Below are 16810 nucleotides of genomic sequence, written 5' to 3'. Positions count from 1 at the left end.
TCCCAAGTGTCCTGGTTGATCCGTCATTGCGCGACCGTGATCTCGACGCGGCGATTTTGCGCGCGGCCCTGTACGGTGGTGTTATCGCCCACTGGATCGGCGGCACCTTTTCCTACGGCTTCGAGGCGCGTCGCCGGTACGCCGGCTGTCTGAAGCAGTTGCATGATCTGCGTGGCGCGCTCCTCCGAGAGGGCTTGGTTCGAGGCGAACTGGCGGCTTCGGATCGGCAGATTGTCGGTGTAACCCAACACGGCGATCTTGCCCGGCACCTTGACGATTTCGCCCGCGAGCCTGGTGATGAGTGGCGTCATCGCGCTCTTCACCGCCGCGGCTCCCGGCGGGAACATGGAATCTCCGCGGAACGTTACCGAGCTGTGATGGTCGTCTTCGTCGACACTCACTGTGCCGGCGGCAATCTCGTTCTTCAACAGTTCCTTGAGGTGCAGTGCGCGCGGGGGAGGCGGGGGTGTCATGCGGCCAATGTCGGCGATCTGCTGTTGCACCTCCGCGCTGTGGTTCAGCAATTCGTATTTGAAGTAGCCGAACAGAGCGATCAGGATGACTGAAAGAACAAAAAGCGTGATCCATACCGGGAAGTCGAAAAACGACACCCGGTTGCCCTTCGCATCCGATTGCCAGTGTGGCGACAGCGCGACGGCCAGACTCCCGTGCCGCGGCATGATCTCGTTATAGATCCGTTGACGCACGGTTTCATGTTTGCGTCGTCCATCGGCCTCGTAGCGGTAGCGGCCTTCGAAGCCCAGACTAAGAATCCGGTAGATGAGTTCGAGCAGGTCGAGATGTTCCTGCGACTCGCTCATCAGCCGCCCGACCAGCAGATAGACCTTGGTGCCGCCTTGCCGATCTTCGTGGAAGAGCGTGGCAAGTCCATGGGTATTCCATTCGACGCCGGTTTCTCCGCCTTTGCCCCATACCGTTTGCATGGCGGCTTCGTCGAGTGCCGTGCACAGGCAATAGCGCGCACCGAGCATATGATCGCGCCGGATGTTGGTCTGATCGCAAAGCTTCTGGAAAGCCCGCACTTCCTGCTCAAGCAGCACTCGCAACTGTTCTATCCCGTCCTGCTGCAACGGGTCGGGCAGGTCCGCCAGCGCGCGCAACAAAGGGCGGGCCGCTTCGAGCAGCGGGTTGCGCGAGGCCCTGATCGCGACAAGGCGCTCCGCGGTCGATTCACCCGGCGGCGCGTCTCGATGAGGCGACGGGCCGGACGCCGCCGCGCTCGCGGCTCGGGAAGACACTTCTGGCTGCGCGAAATGTGAGGCGGCGGCCTGTATGCCGCCCTGATCGCCCGGCCATGGGTCACGCTCGCGCGAGCGGTTTGCTACGTCTGAATGCACTGACTGACCTTTTCTCTCTGGATTGTCGTCGCCCCTTGTTATTCGAGGCGCTAGCGTCTCACGCTGCCTTGTACCCGCTAATGCGTGCTAGCCGCGCACGCCCCACAGTTCGAGCTTCAGCGACGGGAATTCGCCGGCGACATGCAAGGCAAGTCCACCGTGTCGCGCGACTTCGTCCCACAACGGGCCGCCACGGGCGAACTCGTAATAGACAAAGCCCGCGTTAAACGGGATCTGTCGCGGCGGGACCGGCAACGCCTGTAGCGCGATGCCCGGCAGATGTCCCCGCACCAGATCGGGCAGCCGTTCAGAGGGGCCGGCTTTCGCCTGAGCGGCAAACTGTTGCTGGAGCAGGTCGGGCGGCATCGCGGCCTGCACCGCGAGCACCACTGCCGTGAAGCCGCGCATGTCGACGGGATCGACCACCGCGTTGCGCATTCCATGTCCCAGCTCTCTTAGTTCAATGTGCTGTGCGCTGCGCACCAGCACCGCATTGAGCAGTAGATGCGTGTCGTCCACCAACGGCTTCAGACAAAGGTGCGGCGTGGTGTGCTGGTAAGCCGGATGGGAATCGAGCGGCCGCCGGCTATCGGTGCGCACGTAGGTCGACAGTTCTCCCGCCATGCAGAGCAGCAGCGCATAAAGATCGGCCGGGGACGTGGCCGGCACCCGGCGTAGATGCTGGAGCAAGGGCTCGTAACGGTTGAGCGTTTGCAACAGCAGATAGTCGGAGACTTCCGCTGTGGTGCCGGCGTTGCCGTTAGCGCCGGTCAGACGGGTTGCGAGCGCGGTTGCACGCAGGCGCGTGAGTTCGTGAATCTTCGCGAGCCAGCTCGTGAGCAGTTCGCTCGCACCGAAGCCCGCCACCGGCGGAATCAAAGTCTCGTCCAGCGCGATGCTGCTGTCCGCGTGAATCGTCTTGACGCGAGTGAGCGCGAGGCCGATCCATGCATCGGTCAATTCCTTCTCCGGCACGAGCCGCAGGCGCAGATTCGACAACTGCACGGTCTTCGGACCTTGTCCGATCGAATTCGTGTCGCGCAACTCGGTGTCGAATACAGTGTTGCGCGCGAGCGAGTCGGCCGCGTTGTCGAAGGTTGTCTCTTCGCCGTTCGGCACACGCACGGGCACCGCGAGATAGATCACCTGATCCAGGTGCTCCGCGCGGATGGTGAGCGGCGCGGGCGGCGACGTGCTGGCGGGCATATCGAACGGCGTGCCGTCGGCGAACACGCCACTGGCCGACTTCACGATCACCTTGCCGAGCGCCAGCGCTTCGCTATCGAGACTGTAGTGACTGAAGCCGAAGAAAAACGGCGAGAGCGTCGCTGCGCGTTTGTGCGCATAGTGCTCGAGGTATCGCTCCTGTTGCTGAAAAAGCTGCGGGCGCAGAAAGAGCCCCTCGCTCCAGACCACCTTGTTATGCCAGCTCATGCTTTTATTCCACTATTTTCTTTCGGTGATCCTGATTGCGTTCGGTTCAAGATCGATGGTCAGTTTCAATTTCGGCGAGGCGCGATACCACGCCGCATCGGGCGCGGACGGTAGCGGATAGGCCGCGCGCCATACCGAGTTGGGCAGATCCCGATAGGCCGCGAGTATTCCGATCACGGTCGTGGCGGGATCGGTTTTGGTCCGGATAAATTTGCTCTCGCCTGGCCGCAACTGGAATTGCGCGCGCGTGACAAGGTCGTCCGCGAGGGCTGTCCTGTCTTTGTCCTGCAATGAAAAGAAGTCGGCGGAATTGAATGCCGCGTCGGTTTTCAATTCATAAACCCGTATGACGATCGGCGCCGCACGCTTCTGGTCGTCTGGATTGACACCCGACGACGCAACGACCGACAGTTCGAGCTTGACGGGTTCTTTCGCGGTGTTCGGATCGCGGCTGGCGCACGCGGTCAGCGCACATGCAAAGGCGAGGGCAATAACGGTGGCGAACGGGCGCATTGGGCAACGCAAAAATGAGGCACGATAGAAACGCAGCAAGGACGCAACCCGGCGAGGCCAGGGAACTCTAGGACCTACCGGGGACGGGGCTGCGCGTGAACCGGCAACGCGGCTCAAGTTTCCTTATTGCCCTTGATGTCGTAACCGGCTGTCACTGCGCCGCCGCTACCGCCCTGTGCGTTCTGAACGACATACTCCTGCTTGACCTTCGCAAACGAAAGGCGAACATGCTCGTGAATACCGTCGTCGGCGTTGCTGCCGGACGGATGAACCTGGGTGACGATCACATCGTTCATGGTGATCTTCAGATATTCGAGCGGGTTGCCGCCGGCTTTGCGCACAACCAGCACAGCCTGGTCGACGTGCTTACCGGTCAGGCAGTATTTCATCAGGTTCGGGCTCGCCCGATCCACGAGGTGTTCGAACTCGAGGTCGTCCACGGTCGCTTTTCCTGCGCCGCCGCCGGAGCCTGCATGCATATTCGCTTGCTGGGACACTCGCCAGCCCCAACTCCTGACCTCGATTTCGTTCTTGTGCGAAGCATCCGGCGACTCTCCATCAATGCCGTTGATCTTGAGAAAAATGTCTTGTGCCATTTAAAAAAAGCTCCTTGCGTGTTGAATATTGATAGTCTGGTTTTCACTACTTGCTGGCTACATCCGCAATCTCTGCCTGCAGTGCCTCACGAAGACTACGGCGATCGTCGGCGGCCCTGATATCGTCGATAAGCCATTTGCCACGAACCCAAACCAGATCGAACTCCACCTGGTGTGGCTCCTTGAAGTTTGTAAACGACACGACGGCCCTCGCCGTGTGACGCTTCGCGACCGTGACGTCGATGCCGGTCGTCGTGATGTCGAAATCCTGGCAGCGGCAAACCGGATCCATGTCCAGATAGCCGGCCTCTCCCTTCAATGCCCGCTGATCCTTCCTGATGACCCGCATGAGTGAGGGCGACGCAATGGCATGAGAGCCGGACGTATCGATGCCGGGAGGATCGCCGTTGAACGTGTAGGCGCCAAAGACGGTTTGCAGAAACCGCTTCGCCGAATCGACGCTCTGTGCAAGTGCCGGTTGCATGCCCAGAGCAGCCCACGCAACCGCCGCCAAAGTGCAGCTTCGCCATTGCCTCATTGCGCCCCCTGCCAGCGATACACCTTGTACGCCGGCTTCTTTTGACGATAGCCCGGACCGCCCCACATATCGTTCTGGCGAAAATCCGAGACCCACTGCAAGCCGTTGTACATGGTGATATGGCCGGCGATATTGCCGCCGGGATAAGGCTGAATAACGGCCGTGTCGCCTTTGCGCGGCGTAATCAGGTCGCCCACGGATACTTCGACAAACCCATGCGCGCGCAAAACGGGACCATAGTTCCTGGCGAACTCGACCGCCGGTCCCTGAGAAATGACGATTCCGCCGGCCGCAAGCGCTTGCCTCACATAGGTCGCGCATCGGCCATTGGAATCCGCATGGGCGTGAGTATTCAGATGCCTGACCGCCGCATCGACATCGTAATTTTCATCGGACATATCAACGTGTTGAATCGGATCGCAATCGGTTGAAATCACGAACGGAAAGCGGGGCGAGATGCGGACGCACACCTGTTTTCGTAGCGCTAACATGATCTGCATCCAGAAGCCTGCTTCCGGCCGTTTCAGTCAGGCGGCTTCCTTGATGGACGGCAACCGCGCGACGAGGCGCAAGGACACCGTCAGCCCTTCGAGCTGAAAGTGCGGGCGCAGAAAGAACTTCGCCTGGTAGTAGCCGGGGTCGCCTTCCACTTCCTCCACCACCACCTCCGCGGCGGCGAGCGGCCGCCGTGCCTTGGTTTCCTGCGATGAGTTGGCGGGATCCGCGTCGACGTAATGCATGACCCACTCGTTCAGCCAGCGCTGCATGTCTTCGCGCTCCTTGAATGCGCCAATCTTGTCGCGCACGATGCACTTGAGGTAATGCGCGAAGCGCGAACAGGCGAACAGATATGGCAGGCGCGCGGACAGATTCGCGTTCGCGGTGGCGTCCGCGTCGTAGTATTCAGCGGGCTTCTGCAATGACTGCGCACCGATGAAAGTGGCGTGATCGGTGTTCTTGCGGTGGATCAACGGGATGAAGCCGTTCTTCGACAATTCGGCTTCGCGCCGGTCCGAGATCGCGATTTCGGTTGGGCATTTCATGTCGATACCGCCGTCGTCGGTGGGAAACGAATGGCACGGCAGATTCTCGGCCGTGCCGCCCGATTCGACGCCGCGGATCAGCGAGCACCAGCCATACAGCTTGAACGAGCGATTGATGTTCACGCCCATCGCGTAGGCCGCGTTGGCCCATGCATAGCGATGGTGATCGGAGCCGTTGGTGTCCTCTTCGAAATCGAACTCGTCGACGGGGTGGGTTCTCGCGCCATAGGGCAGCCGGGCGAGGAAGCGGGGCATCGCAAGCCCGACATAGCGCGCGTCTTCGCCATTGCGCAACGAGTTCCATGGCGCGTACTCCAGGTTTTGCGTGAAGATCCTGGTCAGGTCGCGCGGGTTGGCGAGCTCCTGCCATGATTCCATTTGCAGGACCGCAGGCGACGCGCCGGAAATGAACGGCGTGTGCGCCGCTGCGGCCACCTTGGCGATCGAGCCGAGCAGATCGACGTCGGGCGGCGTATGGTCGAAATAGTAGTCGGCTACGAGGCACCCGTAAGGCTCGCCGCCAAGCTGGCCGTACTCCTGTTCATAGATCTGCTTGAAGAGCGGGCTCTGATCCCACGCAATGCCTTTGTAGCGTTTCATCGTGCGCCGCAACTCGTCTTTCGACACGTCCATGAAACGGATTTTCAGACGCTCGTCGGTCTCCGTGTTCGAGACCAGATGGTGCATACCGCGCCAGGCGGACTCCAGTTTCTGGAAGTCGTCATGGTGCAGAATCAGATTGATCTGTTCGGAAAGCTTGTGATCGATCTGCGCGATGATCGCCTCGATGCTTTTATACGCGTCGTCGCTGATCGTGGCCGACTGCAGCAGTGCCTGTTCGGCGAGCGTCTGCACCGCGTGTTCGACAGCCACGCGGGCCTGTTCCGTTTTCGGTCTGAATTCGCGGTTGAGCAACTGGGTAAAGTCGGACGGCGTATGCGCTTCCGCAGCCCCCGCGTGTATCTGTTGTGTTGCCATGTCTTGTCCTCCGGATATGTTCTGGCCACTCGGTCAGATGGTCGCGACCGTATCCACCGTGTCGTGGTTCGCGTCTGTCACGTGCGGTTTCGGTGTGGCCGCAAGCGATTTCAACAACGCCGGATCCTGTAGCAAACTGTTGACGAGTGATTCCGCACCGGATTTGCCATCCATATACGTTTGCAGATTCGCGAGTTGCGTGCGGGCTTCGAGCAGTTGGCGCAGCGAATCGACCTTGCGGGCAACGGCCGCTGGCGAGAAGTCTTCAATGCTCTCGAAGGTCATGTCGACCAGCAACTGTCCGTCGCCTGATAGCGTGTTCGGCACCGTGAATGCGACGCGCGGCTCGATCGCCTTCATCCGTTCGTCGAAGTTGTCGATATCGATGTCGAGGAAACCGCGCGCGGCTACCGGCGGCAGCGCCTCGACGGGCGAGCCGGAAAGGTCCGACAGCACGCCCATCACGAACGGCAATTCGACCTTTTTCTCGGAGCCGTAGACTTCGACGTCGTACTCGATCTGCACACGTGGCGCCCGATTGAGCGCGATGAATTTCTGCGAACTGCTGGGAACGGACATGGAGGTCTCCGTGGACGGTGGTGAAGAGTCGGCAGCGGTCAGTCAACCTGCTCGACGGAAAATGTGGGTGACATGGTGGCTGGTGAGGGCTTTTCCGGCGCTGGCGCAAGCGCATACGTGCATTGAAAAGCGAGCGCCGCGATGGGTAGCGCGCTCACGTCGACGAGGTCGATCTCGATGCGGGTGATCGTTTGTTTCGACGCAAAGGCGTCGAGCCAAATCGCGGAAAGGCGCGGCAGCACATGTTGTTCGATGAAGCCGATCAGCACGCGAGCCCCGGTTTCCTGAACAAGGCACCTGCCGACGATGTAGTCCACCACTTGCCGGCTGTACGCGAGCGCCATGTCGTGAACGTCAGCCATGCGTCTGGCAACGCGCTTCAGATGGAGCCGCACGATGCGCGCAAGCGATTCGTGCGCGAGAGGCCGGTACGGCACTACGGTGACGCGGCCGAGAAATGCCGCGGGAAATGCCTTGAGCAATTCGGGTCTGAGGGCTTCGCGCAATTGGTTTGCATCGGGTGAGCGCGACGCATCGGCGCACAGGGTGGCCGTGAGTTCCGAGCCCGTGTTGCTGGTGAGCAGAATCGTCGTATTGCGGAAATCGATGTAGCGGCCGTCTCCGTCTTCCATATAGCCCTTGTCGAAGACCTGGAAGAACACTTCATGCACGTCGCGATGAGCCTTCTCGATTTCGTCGAGCAAGACCACCGAATAAGGGCGGCGCCGCACGGCCTCGGTGAGCACGCCTCCCTCGCCGTAACCGACATAGCCGGGCGGGGCGCCTTTCAGTCCGGAAACGCTATGGGCCTCCTGATACTCGCTCATATTGACGGTGATCAGGTTCTGCTCGCCGCCGTAGAGCGCCTCGGCGAGGGCGAGCGCGGTTTCGGTCTTGCCCACACCGGAGGGTCCGGCAAGCAGGAAGATGCCCAGCGGTTTCTTCGGATCCGTAAGCCCGGCGCGCGCGGTTTGCACCTGTTCGCCGATCTGACGCAAGGCGTCGGACTGCCCGATCACGCGCGCTTCGAGCGTGGCTGGCAGCGACTGCACGGCGGCCACTTCGTCGGTGACCATGCGGCCGACGGGAATGCCCGTCCAGTCCGACACAACCTGGGCGACGATCGCCTCGCTCACGTCCGCGAACACCAGTGGCGCATCGCCCTGCAATTGCGTGAGGGCGTGCTCCAGATCTTTGAGCGTGTGAAGCGATGCGCGCGCCTCCATGCTCGTGTCCGCGCGTGGCACGCCGCTATCGACGCCGAACGCATCACGAGCGGTGAGCAAGGCCTGCGCCGCTGCGAGCTGCGCTTTCCAGCGGGCTTCGATGCTCCCTTCAACGGCGACGAACTCATCGACGCGCGTCTGGGCCGCCGTCAGTGCGCGGCCGGTGTCCAGCCCGATACGCGATTCCGCGGTGAGCAACTCGCTTTCGACGCGTGCCGCCCGTACGCGCTGACGCACGTCCTGCAACTCTCGCGGAGGCGCGTGCTGGGAAAGTGCGACACGCGCGCACGCGGTGTCGAGAAGACTGATGGCTTTGTCCGGCAGTTGCCGTGACGGGAGATAGCGATGCGACAGCGTCACTGCCGCGCGGATCGCCTCGTCGCGCACGACGACATCGTGATGCCGCGAGAAGGTCTTTGCGAGGCCGCGCACCATATCGATAGCGGCCGGTTCTTCCGGTTCCCGCACCTGCAGGACCTGGAAACGCCGGGTGAGCGCCGGATCTGTTTCGATGTGGCGCTTGTACTCCGCCCAGGTCGTGGCGCCGATCGTGCGAATCGCGCCGCGCGCAAGCGCGGGTTTCAGCAGATTGGCAGCGTCGCCAGTGCCTGTCTGACCGCCCGCACCGATCAGCGTGTGGATTTCGTCGATGAACAGGATCACGGGCACCGCCGACTTCAGCGCGGCCTCCAGCACGCCTCTCAAACGGGACTCGAATTCGCCCTTCATGCTCGCGCCGGCGAGCAGCGCGCCCACGTCGAGCGTCAGCAAGCGCACGCCCACCAGTTTGGGCGGCACGTCGCCGGTGGCGATGGCGCACGCAAGTCCCTCCACGACGGCAGTCTTGCCGACGCCCGTTTCGCCAGTCAGCAACGGATTGTTTTGCCGACGGCGCAGCAGCACGTCGATCATCGTGCGAATTTCCAGCTCGCGCCCGATGACCGGATCAATTTCGCCGTTGTGCGCAAGCGCGGTCAGGTCCGTGCAGAACTGTTCGAGCGGCGAAGCTTTTGATTGCGCGGCAATTGCATGCGAGGTCTCGCCTGGCACGGCCGGTGAGAAATCGCTGTTGTCGTAGGGTGCTTCAGCGGTTTCTGGGGATGCGTCTATGGATGCCAGCAGAGATGCGTTCAGACCTTCGGCGGTTAGCCTGGCGAACGCCGGTGAGATGCAAAGCAGCACACGCCGCAATTCCACCGTCTGTACGAGTGCCGCGACGAGCCATGCGCTGCGAATGCGCCGGTCATTGAAGCTGAGCGTGGCCAAGACCCAGGCTCGCTCGATCGCCATTTCGACGTGATGCGAGAAATCGCTGATCGAACTGGCACCTGCGGGTAGCGCGGCGAGCGCGCTCGCCATGTCACGATCGAGCGCTTCCCGGTCGATACCACAGTGCCGCGCAATCCGATGCAGGTCCGAGTCGGGCTGCTGCAGCAGTTGATGCAGCCAATGCACGAGTTCGATATACGGATTGCCGCGCAGCTTGCAGAAGACGGTGGCGGACTCGATGCTTTTGTATAGCGTAGTTCCGAGCTTGCCGAAGAGCGCCTGTCGCGTAGTCGTCATGGGGTTTCTCTGCGTCGCTGTCATGCGTTTTCGTGCTTTCGCTCGTTGTCGGGCGAAGCAATTGCGGATCGGCCAAAATCAATCTGGGATCAATCTGAAAATAGGGCTGCGGGCTATTCGATCCATTGCGGATCAATCAAATTGCCATTCTTAAGTCATGATATTTTTTTAAGTGAAATAAAATCGTCAGGATTGTATTAAGCACCTGACTTGATTCATCCGTCAATTGATGTCTGTCGAAATAGATTGAAAATGGATGACGTTGTGAAAATTCCGAGTCGGATTGGGATTGTTCTTCACGAAAGTGTTATTTTTTGATTCTATTGTGCATATAAGTGATTGTTTTTATGGGGATTGATGGATTTGCACCAATGTCTTGAAATTACGGGAGAGTCGTGAAAATATGTGAAATACCGTGCCCTGAAAGATTTTTATCCTAATTTTTATCAAAAAAATAAGAGGTAGCGGTGAAATAGAATTTCATTCTTTTTGAAATGGACTGATGCCCGGGATTCGTGTTTAGAATGAGACTCCCGCCAATCAGGAAAGCACGGGCAATGACATGTGGGTGAGAAGATTTATCAGGCATGAAGTGAGGGTGTCCCCGCGCGTTGAAGCGGGCCCGACACAAACGGAACGCAAACTGCCTGGAGACGGGCGCCTTGCACATCAGAGCGCCGACGATCATCTGCGCGCCCCCGAATACGATTCCGAGTACCGCAAAGACGAAGATCTGCTTGGAAGCAGCGCAATATTCGGCCTGATCGGCGCCGCCCTGGCGTCTGATACCGGCGAGTCGCGGCGAGATCGCAGCGAAGCAAGCAGCGGTATCAACGATCTGATCGAAACGTTGCACGAGCAGTACCTGCGCGTACTTTGCGATCCCCATGCGTCTCTGTCTGGAGGTTGGGAAGGGCAATCCGCCCTTTCAGCCGGCGTGTATCCGGCTTCGCACTACGAGGCGCAATCCGCTGCACGGACACAGCACATCGCGTCGATCGAAGCACTTCTGTCCGGGGCGCGTTTCATGGAAGACGCGTTCGGCCCGCTCGCCGCGGACCTGGAAGCCGACTTCGGCATGGCGGAGCCGGTGCCCGAAATCCTCGGTCTTTTCGCACCGGAGGCATCCCTCGCCGTGGCCGAACGGCGCGCGCGCGTGTTGCAGCCCGCGCTGGCACGACGGGACCACCATGCGTTGGGTCTGGACAGCCCGTTGCCGGCCCCACGTTCAATGACACACGAAGAGACTCGATGACCGCATATCTATCCCGCAGCAACAAGACAGAGTGGCAGCAAGGCGCCGCCGATGGACAGGCCTAAGGCGCCTGCTTCCGGGGCCGTGAAACGCGAGGCGCGTTCCGCGCGCGAAGGCGCCGCCACGCCCCGACGAGCGAGCGCGCATCTGTTGCCAACGTTGCTCGACCGTCTGCGTGACGATGCGCCGCGCAGGCACACGGAAGCGCCCAGTGAATACACGGTGACCCGTTCGCAGATGCGCGACATCGTGCAGCGCGATCTGGCATTCCTGCTCAATACGACCAGCATGGAGGATCTGATCGATCGCGAGCGATATCCGCATGTGGCTTCGTCGACGGTGAATTTCGGCGTGCCGCCGCTTGCGGGGGCCTTCACGGCAACGCGCAAATGGGAACACATCGAGAAGATCATCCGGTCCGCGATCAACGAGTTCGAGCCACGGCTTATCGCCGAATCACTCAGCATTGCGCCGCTCGCCGGTGTCGATGCCGAGGTTCACTACAACGTGCTGGCATTCGAGGTCCGCGGCATGATTCGCATGGATCCGTATCCGCTCGAATTCATGGTGCAGAGTTCGCTCGACCTGGAAACGAGTCAACTGAACGTCACTGGAATGCGCGCGGGCTGAGCGTGATCCTGTATCGCGGCGGACGCATGAAGAACAACCGCAAGTGCAGATGGGCAAGCCGGATGAAGGTCAATGATGAGCAAAAGCAGAAAACACCTTGTGCAGAGCGCGGGGACAACGAAAGCACCTGTGCCTCACAACTGGATGACCCCGGTCGACTCCGCGGCACCGTGCGGCATCGACCTCGAATACGACCCGGAATTCGTCGTTCTCGCGGCGAAAATCACCACGAGGCCGGACGCGCAATACGGCGATTTCGTGGGATCGCCGGAGCCCGTCAACTGGAGCGACGTCGATCGCGATTGCCGCCGTTTGATGATGCGCAGCAAGGACATGCGTCTCGCCGTGCTGTTCACGCGCTGCCGCACCCGGCTCACCGGTGCGGCGGGACTCGCCGAGGGCGTGGGCCTGCTCGCCGCGTGGCTCGCGGCTTTTGCGGATCAGATTCACCCGCAGCCCGGCGTCGACGCGGATCGCGAGGCCGCGCTCGAAATCCGCATGAACGCATTGCAGGCCCTGACCGACGTGGATGGTCTGCTTGCGGATGTGCGAGAAATCGCGTTGACGAAGTCGACTGCCACGCGCCTTCAGGTGCGCGACATTGAGCGTGCGTTTGCTTATCCCCGTCTAAACGATGCGCTTGCGCCGGAATCGGTGACGCGGCAACTCGACGATCTGCGCTCACAGCAGCAGGGCACGTTGACGGGCTTCGACGAGGCGCTCGTCAGCCTCGCCGCGATCGACGCATGGAGCCGCGAGCACCTTGGTGTCCACGCGCCGGATCTTTCGGCGCTGACCCGGTTGCTCCGGCATGTTGCGCGAGATGGCGCGTACGCGGACAAAAGGAAAGCGGACATCGCTATGAGTGACCCGCCGACCATCGAAGGCAGCGTGGGTGATGCGCATCACGATTCGTTGGCCGCGCACGAAGGGGAGTCGACGCGCGCGAACGTCGATGTGATGGAAGGCGAGAGCGGCGGCACGCCACTTACCGATCGCCAAACCGCTCGCGAACTAATCAGGCAGGCCCGTGAGTGGTTTGAGAAAAACGAACCGAGCAGTCCGGTTGCTTTGCTGCTCGCGCGTGCCGAGCAGCTTGTGGGTAAGCGCTATGCGGAGGTGGTCAAGGCCATTCCCGCTGAACTGCTTGTTCAATGGGAGAGCGAGGGGTGAGCGCCCCACGTGGGAGCGGCGGCGCAGGCCGCCTGAACAAATCAAATAGACATCGGTACGCTTCGCCACGAAGTAGTCGATACGCGAAGCGAATTGATGATAGGTCGCTCCCGTCATGCCCTTCACCGAGCTTCCTTTTGTATAGTCGTATGCGAGTCCGCACCGCCGCCGACACACCGCACGCAACCGTCCGCCCACTAGCATGAGCGGCCACGCCGCACCCATGAAGAAGGCGCGAATCATCGCGCCTTTTTTTCGCCCGTGCATCCGGTGCACTCGGGCCGACCCGTGATCTGTCAACTCCAGTGCGCATTGTCATGCGGCGCGCATCAGTCGCATTGCTTTTCCGACTTATCCCATGTACGCCGCTGCCGGCCTCCACAGATGATTTTGTGCCTGCAGTGGCTAAGCCGCTGCAGCAGCACCGGTGGCTTGGCTCGCCGGTCGCCTTCGTCTATTTCATGGAGTCGTGGAAATGTCGGATCAGGAACGTAAAGGCACGTTTTTATCACTTCGTCACTGTAGGCACGCTCACCGGGCACGGCGGGCGTGTCACCACCGGGCGGTCTATCACGCTGACCGGGCTGCCCCTTGCGTGTGTCGGAGATATCGTGACATACAGCGACGGCGCGCGTGCCGTGATCAACGACAGTCCGCATCGCCGTTGCACACATCCACCCTGTTCGTGCCGCTCGATGAGCATGGCAACCAGCTTCAACTTCAGTGAGGGTGTGCAGGTATGAAACGACGCATAGCAGTTGTGGGCGACACCTTGAGCGGGGGGGGCGAGGTTCTTGACTATGTGCAGGGCACCGGCTTTCGCTTTCACGGCCATAAGGCCGCACTACTCGGCAAGGAAGCATTCTGTCTGACGTGCAAAAGCACGGGGATACTCGCGAAAGCGGGCGGCCCGTATCGGCTTCAATACGAGACGACGCACCATGTGGCACTCGATGGAGATATCGTTTTGTGCCAGTGTTCAACCCCACCGCGCATCACTGCGAGCCTGGCAGGAGAGTCGTGGTGCGAGGACCGCGATTATGAATACGCGCGACGCGTGGAGCTTGATGGTGAGCACGCGTCCCAAGTCGAGTATGCACATCAACGCCACGATGAGCAGTTTGCGTTTGTTGACGCCGCACATAACGTAGTCCCTGACACGCCTTACACCGTGTTTCTGCCTTCGGGCGAACGGATTCACGGCATGACCGATTCGCGCGGACGAACCCGGCGCTATCAAACGGACAGTGCGCAATCCATCAAGATTTACCTTGGACACAGATAGGAGGCTCGATGCCGGATGCACTTGGGACAGCAATAACAAACACCAATCCTAATTCGTGTGTGATCGTACGCACGGATCGGCTTTGCAAGCCGTGGCGAATCTCTCAGGCGGGAATCGGTTTTATTGAAGCATGGGAGGCTTTCCGGCCACATCTATACGACAACGATGGCGGTGGGCGCGGTGGAAATACAACTATTGGCTTCGGGCACCTGGTTCATATGGGTCCGATATCGGGTGTATCCTCTGAAGCCCCTTTTTTGAGGGGTATATCGTTGGAGCGTGCGCACCAATTAATGCATCAGGATTTGATAGACCCTGAACGGATCGTGAATCAACGCATAAATGTTCCGCTCTTTCAATACGAGTACGATGCATTAGTCGATTTTGTTTATAATTTGCGCAGTCACAATGAGGGACTTTTGCATCTCGTAAACACCGGCCACTACGACCAGGTGCCAGCAAAGTTTTTGGAATATTCGTGGGCAGGCGACGTACAACCGCGTGGCATTTTAAGGCGGCGCCGTGCAGAGGGAAACATGTTCAAGGATGGGAATTACGATGCGAGCCATTAAAGCAATCATTGTAGCGACTGGCTTTGCCTTTGCCACGTCTGCATTTGCTGACGCGGCTTGTGAGAAACACGCTAAAAAGCGTAACGATTTTCTCGAATGTACAAAAGCTGACGCAGACAAGATGCTTTTTGACTCGAAAAGTCTATATCTTAGAATTAGAGAGCAAGCCAAAGGAGACAGGCGGGCCGCGATAGACCAAAATTATCAGATATGGAAAGACAAGCTTGAATCAGATTGCACAGTGTTAGGCTATTCATTCAATGGGTGGGGGGGAGACTACACGCCGGATACTGATTTCCAGATTGCAGAATGTCGAAAGACCATCGCGACTCAGGAATTTGAGTTTTATAAACGGCTCACATGCCCCGGCGATATGGAAACGTCTCCAGTTCCAAAGTGCGCGGCCATAAAAAAGGCGCTTGACGAGAGTCGATAGAAAAACACGATCCCCGCTACGGCGGGGATTTTTATTGGAACGAAGACCTGCGTGAAAACCGATGAGGCATGGCATCCCCTTGTCAAATGGAAGTAGTCTTTAGGAGTTCTCTGATGTCATACATGTCTGCCATGGGGATAAGTTTGCATTTGTAGTGAGAGCTACATTTGCAAACGGCGCAAGCCACTCAATCAGAGAAAAACGATGACAAGCAGACGGTTATTTTTGCGTAATAGCGCATTATCTCTCGTGGGAATCACATCGCAAATTGCCCGCGCCACCCCCGAGTCGCCCCAGCTCCCTGCCACGTCGCACCACGGCTATGCGCTAACCAATGGCGCGAGCGCACTGAAGCGCGACGATGGGTCATGGATTTTTTGGGTTCGTATTATCAATTATGATAATCCTGATGATGATATTAACGCAAGTCTAGAGCTGGCAACTGATAGGGCATTCTCGCAAATCATCGAAAACCTTCCTTTTACTCTTACGAATTCACGATCTTTCATTGCCCAGCCGGTATACACGCCAAAATCTGGAACTTCGCAACTCTTTTATCGCTATGTGATCGGATCGAATCCTTCGACTTCTCGTTCGGTAAGTTCGGTCGTTAACTCAATTTCCCCATGGGATACTGAATCAAAGGCTGAATAACAAATGGCAAAAGTAGAGTTGGTGTTGCAATGGGTCGAAACGGGGTCGAATTCGATGGGATCTTATCAGGCGTTCATGTCTGCAGGAAATAGTCCGAGCGACTCGCTGTCAATAATCCAGAACGGCAGCAATCTGATTGCGACCGTATCAAATGTCAGCAATATGCTGAAACCGATCCGCATCATTACTAACGGCTTGTCAGCCACGTCCGCACTAACCCGGATCGTGACTGACTGGAAAGACCCAAATAAAAGGGTTCAACCCGGGGATGTGCTAACTCTTGTCAGTGCGACTGGTACAATCGCCGTTACGCTACTTATATGGGCGGAAATTGGACCCGGCGCGGCAGCGGCAATTGGAGCACTCGCCCTTGCTGCCGACTTGCAGTCTTCGTTTCAACCGTATGTGAGTGCCGCTAAGGTATGGCTTGGAGCTGCATTGTCGAAGACGCTGCAGCTTTCAAAACCAGCATCCATTGCCAGCGCATCGCTTTATTGGGGAAGCGTCAACCACGGGAACGGGTATAACCTTTACACATATGATGAGATAATGTCCGGTAAAGGTCTATTCGTCTATCTGAGTGATAGCATGACAGCGCCGGGTTTGATAAGAATCTCTGGAACCCCAGTGCCGGGTAGTTTTACACCGGTAGCAGACTCCCTATATAAGCAGAGTTACTGCCGGGCGCTGTATGACGAGAGGGGAGGCTCGGACCTTACCAGCTGGATGAATTATTGTCAGAGTACTATGTTCCGATGAAGACGCCTGCAATGCCACTCAGTATTCGAGCTGCCATCGTCGCTTTTTTTCTTGCCTTTCTATGTGAGGTATCGGTAGAAGCTGTTTTGTTATGGAGTCTGCCTTTAAAGCCGACAGGATGGGTCGCTATAATCGCAGGCCTTATCGCTAATCCGTTGGCACTGGTGTTTGCAATGAAACGCAGAAAATGGGCCTTTGATCTTCTCAAGTGGATC

General features: G+C 58.9%; 17 protein-coding genes and 1 pseudogene. 8 read left to right on the top strand and 10 right to left on the bottom strand.

Annotation, left to right across the window (positions count from 1 at the left end; all coding sequences use genetic code 11):
- Window positions 1-23: 23 nt before the first annotated feature.
- The 9 genes from tssL to tssH form a co-directional block, all read right to left on the bottom strand.
- A complete protein-coding gene (gene tssL, locus P0D68_RS27870) occupies window positions 24-1259 on the bottom strand; it encodes a type VI secretion system protein TssL, long form (RefSeq protein ID WP_408298076.1) in 1236 nt (411 codons plus the stop codon).
- A gap of 186 nt (window positions 1260-1445) precedes the next feature.
- Complete coding sequence (tssK, locus tag P0D68_RS27865) at window positions 1446-2792, bottom strand: type VI secretion system baseplate subunit TssK (RefSeq protein WP_408298074.1); 1347 nt, start codon at window positions 2790-2792, stop codon at window positions 1446-1448.
- 12 nt (window positions 2793-2804) lie between these two features.
- Window positions 2805-3305 (bottom strand): type VI secretion system lipoprotein TssJ, encoded by a 501-nt coding sequence (gene tssJ, locus P0D68_RS27860; RefSeq protein WP_408298073.1) that lies wholly within the window; start codon window positions 3303-3305, stop codon window positions 2805-2807.
- Between the two features lie 113 nt (window positions 3306-3418).
- Window positions 3419-3901 carry an Hcp family type VI secretion system effector gene (locus tag P0D68_RS27855; RefSeq protein ID WP_091793890.1) on the bottom strand — a complete coding sequence of 161 codons (483 nt, stop codon included), beginning with the start codon at window positions 3899-3901 and terminating at the stop codon, window positions 3419-3421.
- Window positions 3902-3947: 46 nt separating this feature from the next.
- Window positions 3948-4385: a DUF3828 domain-containing protein gene (locus tag P0D68_RS27850; protein WP_408468776.1), complete on the bottom strand. Its 438-nt coding sequence runs from the start codon at window positions 4383-4385 to the stop codon at window positions 3948-3950.
- A gap of 50 nt (window positions 4386-4435) precedes the next feature.
- Window positions 4436-4837 (bottom strand): hypothetical protein, encoded by a 402-nt coding sequence (locus tag P0D68_RS27845; RefSeq protein WP_408298069.1) that lies wholly within the window; start codon window positions 4835-4837, stop codon window positions 4436-4438.
- A gap of 129 nt (window positions 4838-4966) precedes the next feature.
- The gene (gene tssC / locus P0D68_RS27840; RefSeq protein ID WP_408298067.1) at window positions 4967-6460 is read right to left on the bottom strand and encodes a type VI secretion system contractile sheath large subunit; all 1494 of its coding nucleotides are present in this window, start codon (window positions 6458-6460) and stop codon (window positions 4967-4969) included.
- A 33-nt stretch (window positions 6461-6493) separates the two neighbouring features.
- Window positions 6494-7039 carry a type VI secretion system contractile sheath small subunit gene (gene tssB / locus P0D68_RS27835; protein ID WP_408298065.1) on the bottom strand — a complete coding sequence of 182 codons (546 nt, stop codon included), beginning with the start codon at window positions 7037-7039 and terminating at the stop codon, window positions 6494-6496.
- 38 nt (window positions 7040-7077) lie between these two features.
- Window positions 7078-9831 carry a type VI secretion system ATPase TssH gene (tssH, locus tag P0D68_RS27830; RefSeq protein ID WP_408298063.1) on the bottom strand — a complete coding sequence of 918 codons (2754 nt, stop codon included), beginning with the start codon at window positions 9829-9831 and terminating at the stop codon, window positions 7078-7080.
- Between the two features lie 598 nt (window positions 9832-10429).
- Here tssH and P0D68_RS27825 point away from each other — a divergent pair.
- From P0D68_RS27825 to P0D68_RS27815, 3 genes are all read left to right on the top strand, one after another.
- Window positions 10430-11086: a TagK domain-containing protein gene (locus P0D68_RS27825; protein WP_408298061.1), complete on the top strand. Its 657-nt coding sequence runs from the start codon at window positions 10430-10432 to the stop codon at window positions 11084-11086.
- Between the two features lie 51 nt (window positions 11087-11137).
- Complete coding sequence (tssE, locus tag P0D68_RS27820) at window positions 11138-11716, top strand: type VI secretion system baseplate subunit TssE (protein ID WP_408298059.1); 579 nt, start codon at window positions 11138-11140, stop codon at window positions 11714-11716.
- A 144-nt stretch (window positions 11717-11860) separates the two neighbouring features.
- Entirely contained in the window at window positions 11861-12889 is a 1029-nt protein-coding gene (locus P0D68_RS27815) for a type VI secretion system protein TssA (RefSeq protein ID WP_408298297.1), read from the top strand.
- A gap of 39 nt (window positions 12890-12928) precedes the next feature.
- On the opposite strand, the pseudogene P0D68_RS35650 reads toward P0D68_RS27815, so the two are convergent.
- Window positions 12929-13048 (bottom strand): annotated as a pseudogene (locus P0D68_RS35650) (porin); the annotation flags it as partial.
- 580 nt (window positions 13049-13628) lie between these two features.
- Here P0D68_RS35650 and P0D68_RS27810 point away from each other — a divergent pair.
- The 5 genes from P0D68_RS27810 to P0D68_RS27790 all read left to right on the top strand — a co-directional run bounded on the left by P0D68_RS27810 (window position 13629) and on the right by P0D68_RS27790 (window position 16595).
- Window positions 13629-14174, top strand: a complete 546-nt coding sequence (locus P0D68_RS27810) for a PAAR domain-containing protein (RefSeq protein WP_408298057.1) — start codon at window positions 13629-13631, stop codon at window positions 14172-14174.
- A gap of 8 nt (window positions 14175-14182) precedes the next feature.
- A complete protein-coding gene (locus tag P0D68_RS27805; RefSeq protein WP_091793911.1) occupies window positions 14183-14746 on the top strand; it encodes a lysozyme in 564 nt (187 codons plus the stop codon).
- Window positions 14733-15182, top strand: a complete 450-nt coding sequence (locus P0D68_RS27800) for a hypothetical protein (protein ID WP_091793913.1) — start codon at window positions 14733-14735, stop codon at window positions 15180-15182. The genes P0D68_RS27805 and P0D68_RS27800 overlap by 14 nt, the downstream gene beginning before the upstream one ends.
- Window positions 15183-15386: 204 nt before the next feature.
- A complete protein-coding gene (locus tag P0D68_RS27795) occupies window positions 15387-15836 on the top strand; it encodes a hypothetical protein (protein WP_408298054.1) in 450 nt (149 codons plus the stop codon).
- Window positions 15837-15839: 3 nt separating this feature from the next.
- Window positions 15840-16595 (top strand): hypothetical protein, encoded by a 756-nt coding sequence (locus P0D68_RS27790; protein WP_091793915.1) that lies wholly within the window; start codon window positions 15840-15842, stop codon window positions 16593-16595.
- The last annotated feature ends 215 nt before the right edge of the window (window positions 16596-16810 follow it).

This window comes from Paraburkholderia sp. RL17-380-BIE-A, from assembly GCF_046028085.1.
Classification (GTDB): domain Bacteria; phylum Pseudomonadota; class Gammaproteobacteria; order Burkholderiales; family Burkholderiaceae; genus Paraburkholderia.
Note: the sequence above shows the minus strand (reverse complement) of the source record. Positions and strands in the feature narration are given on the sequence as shown.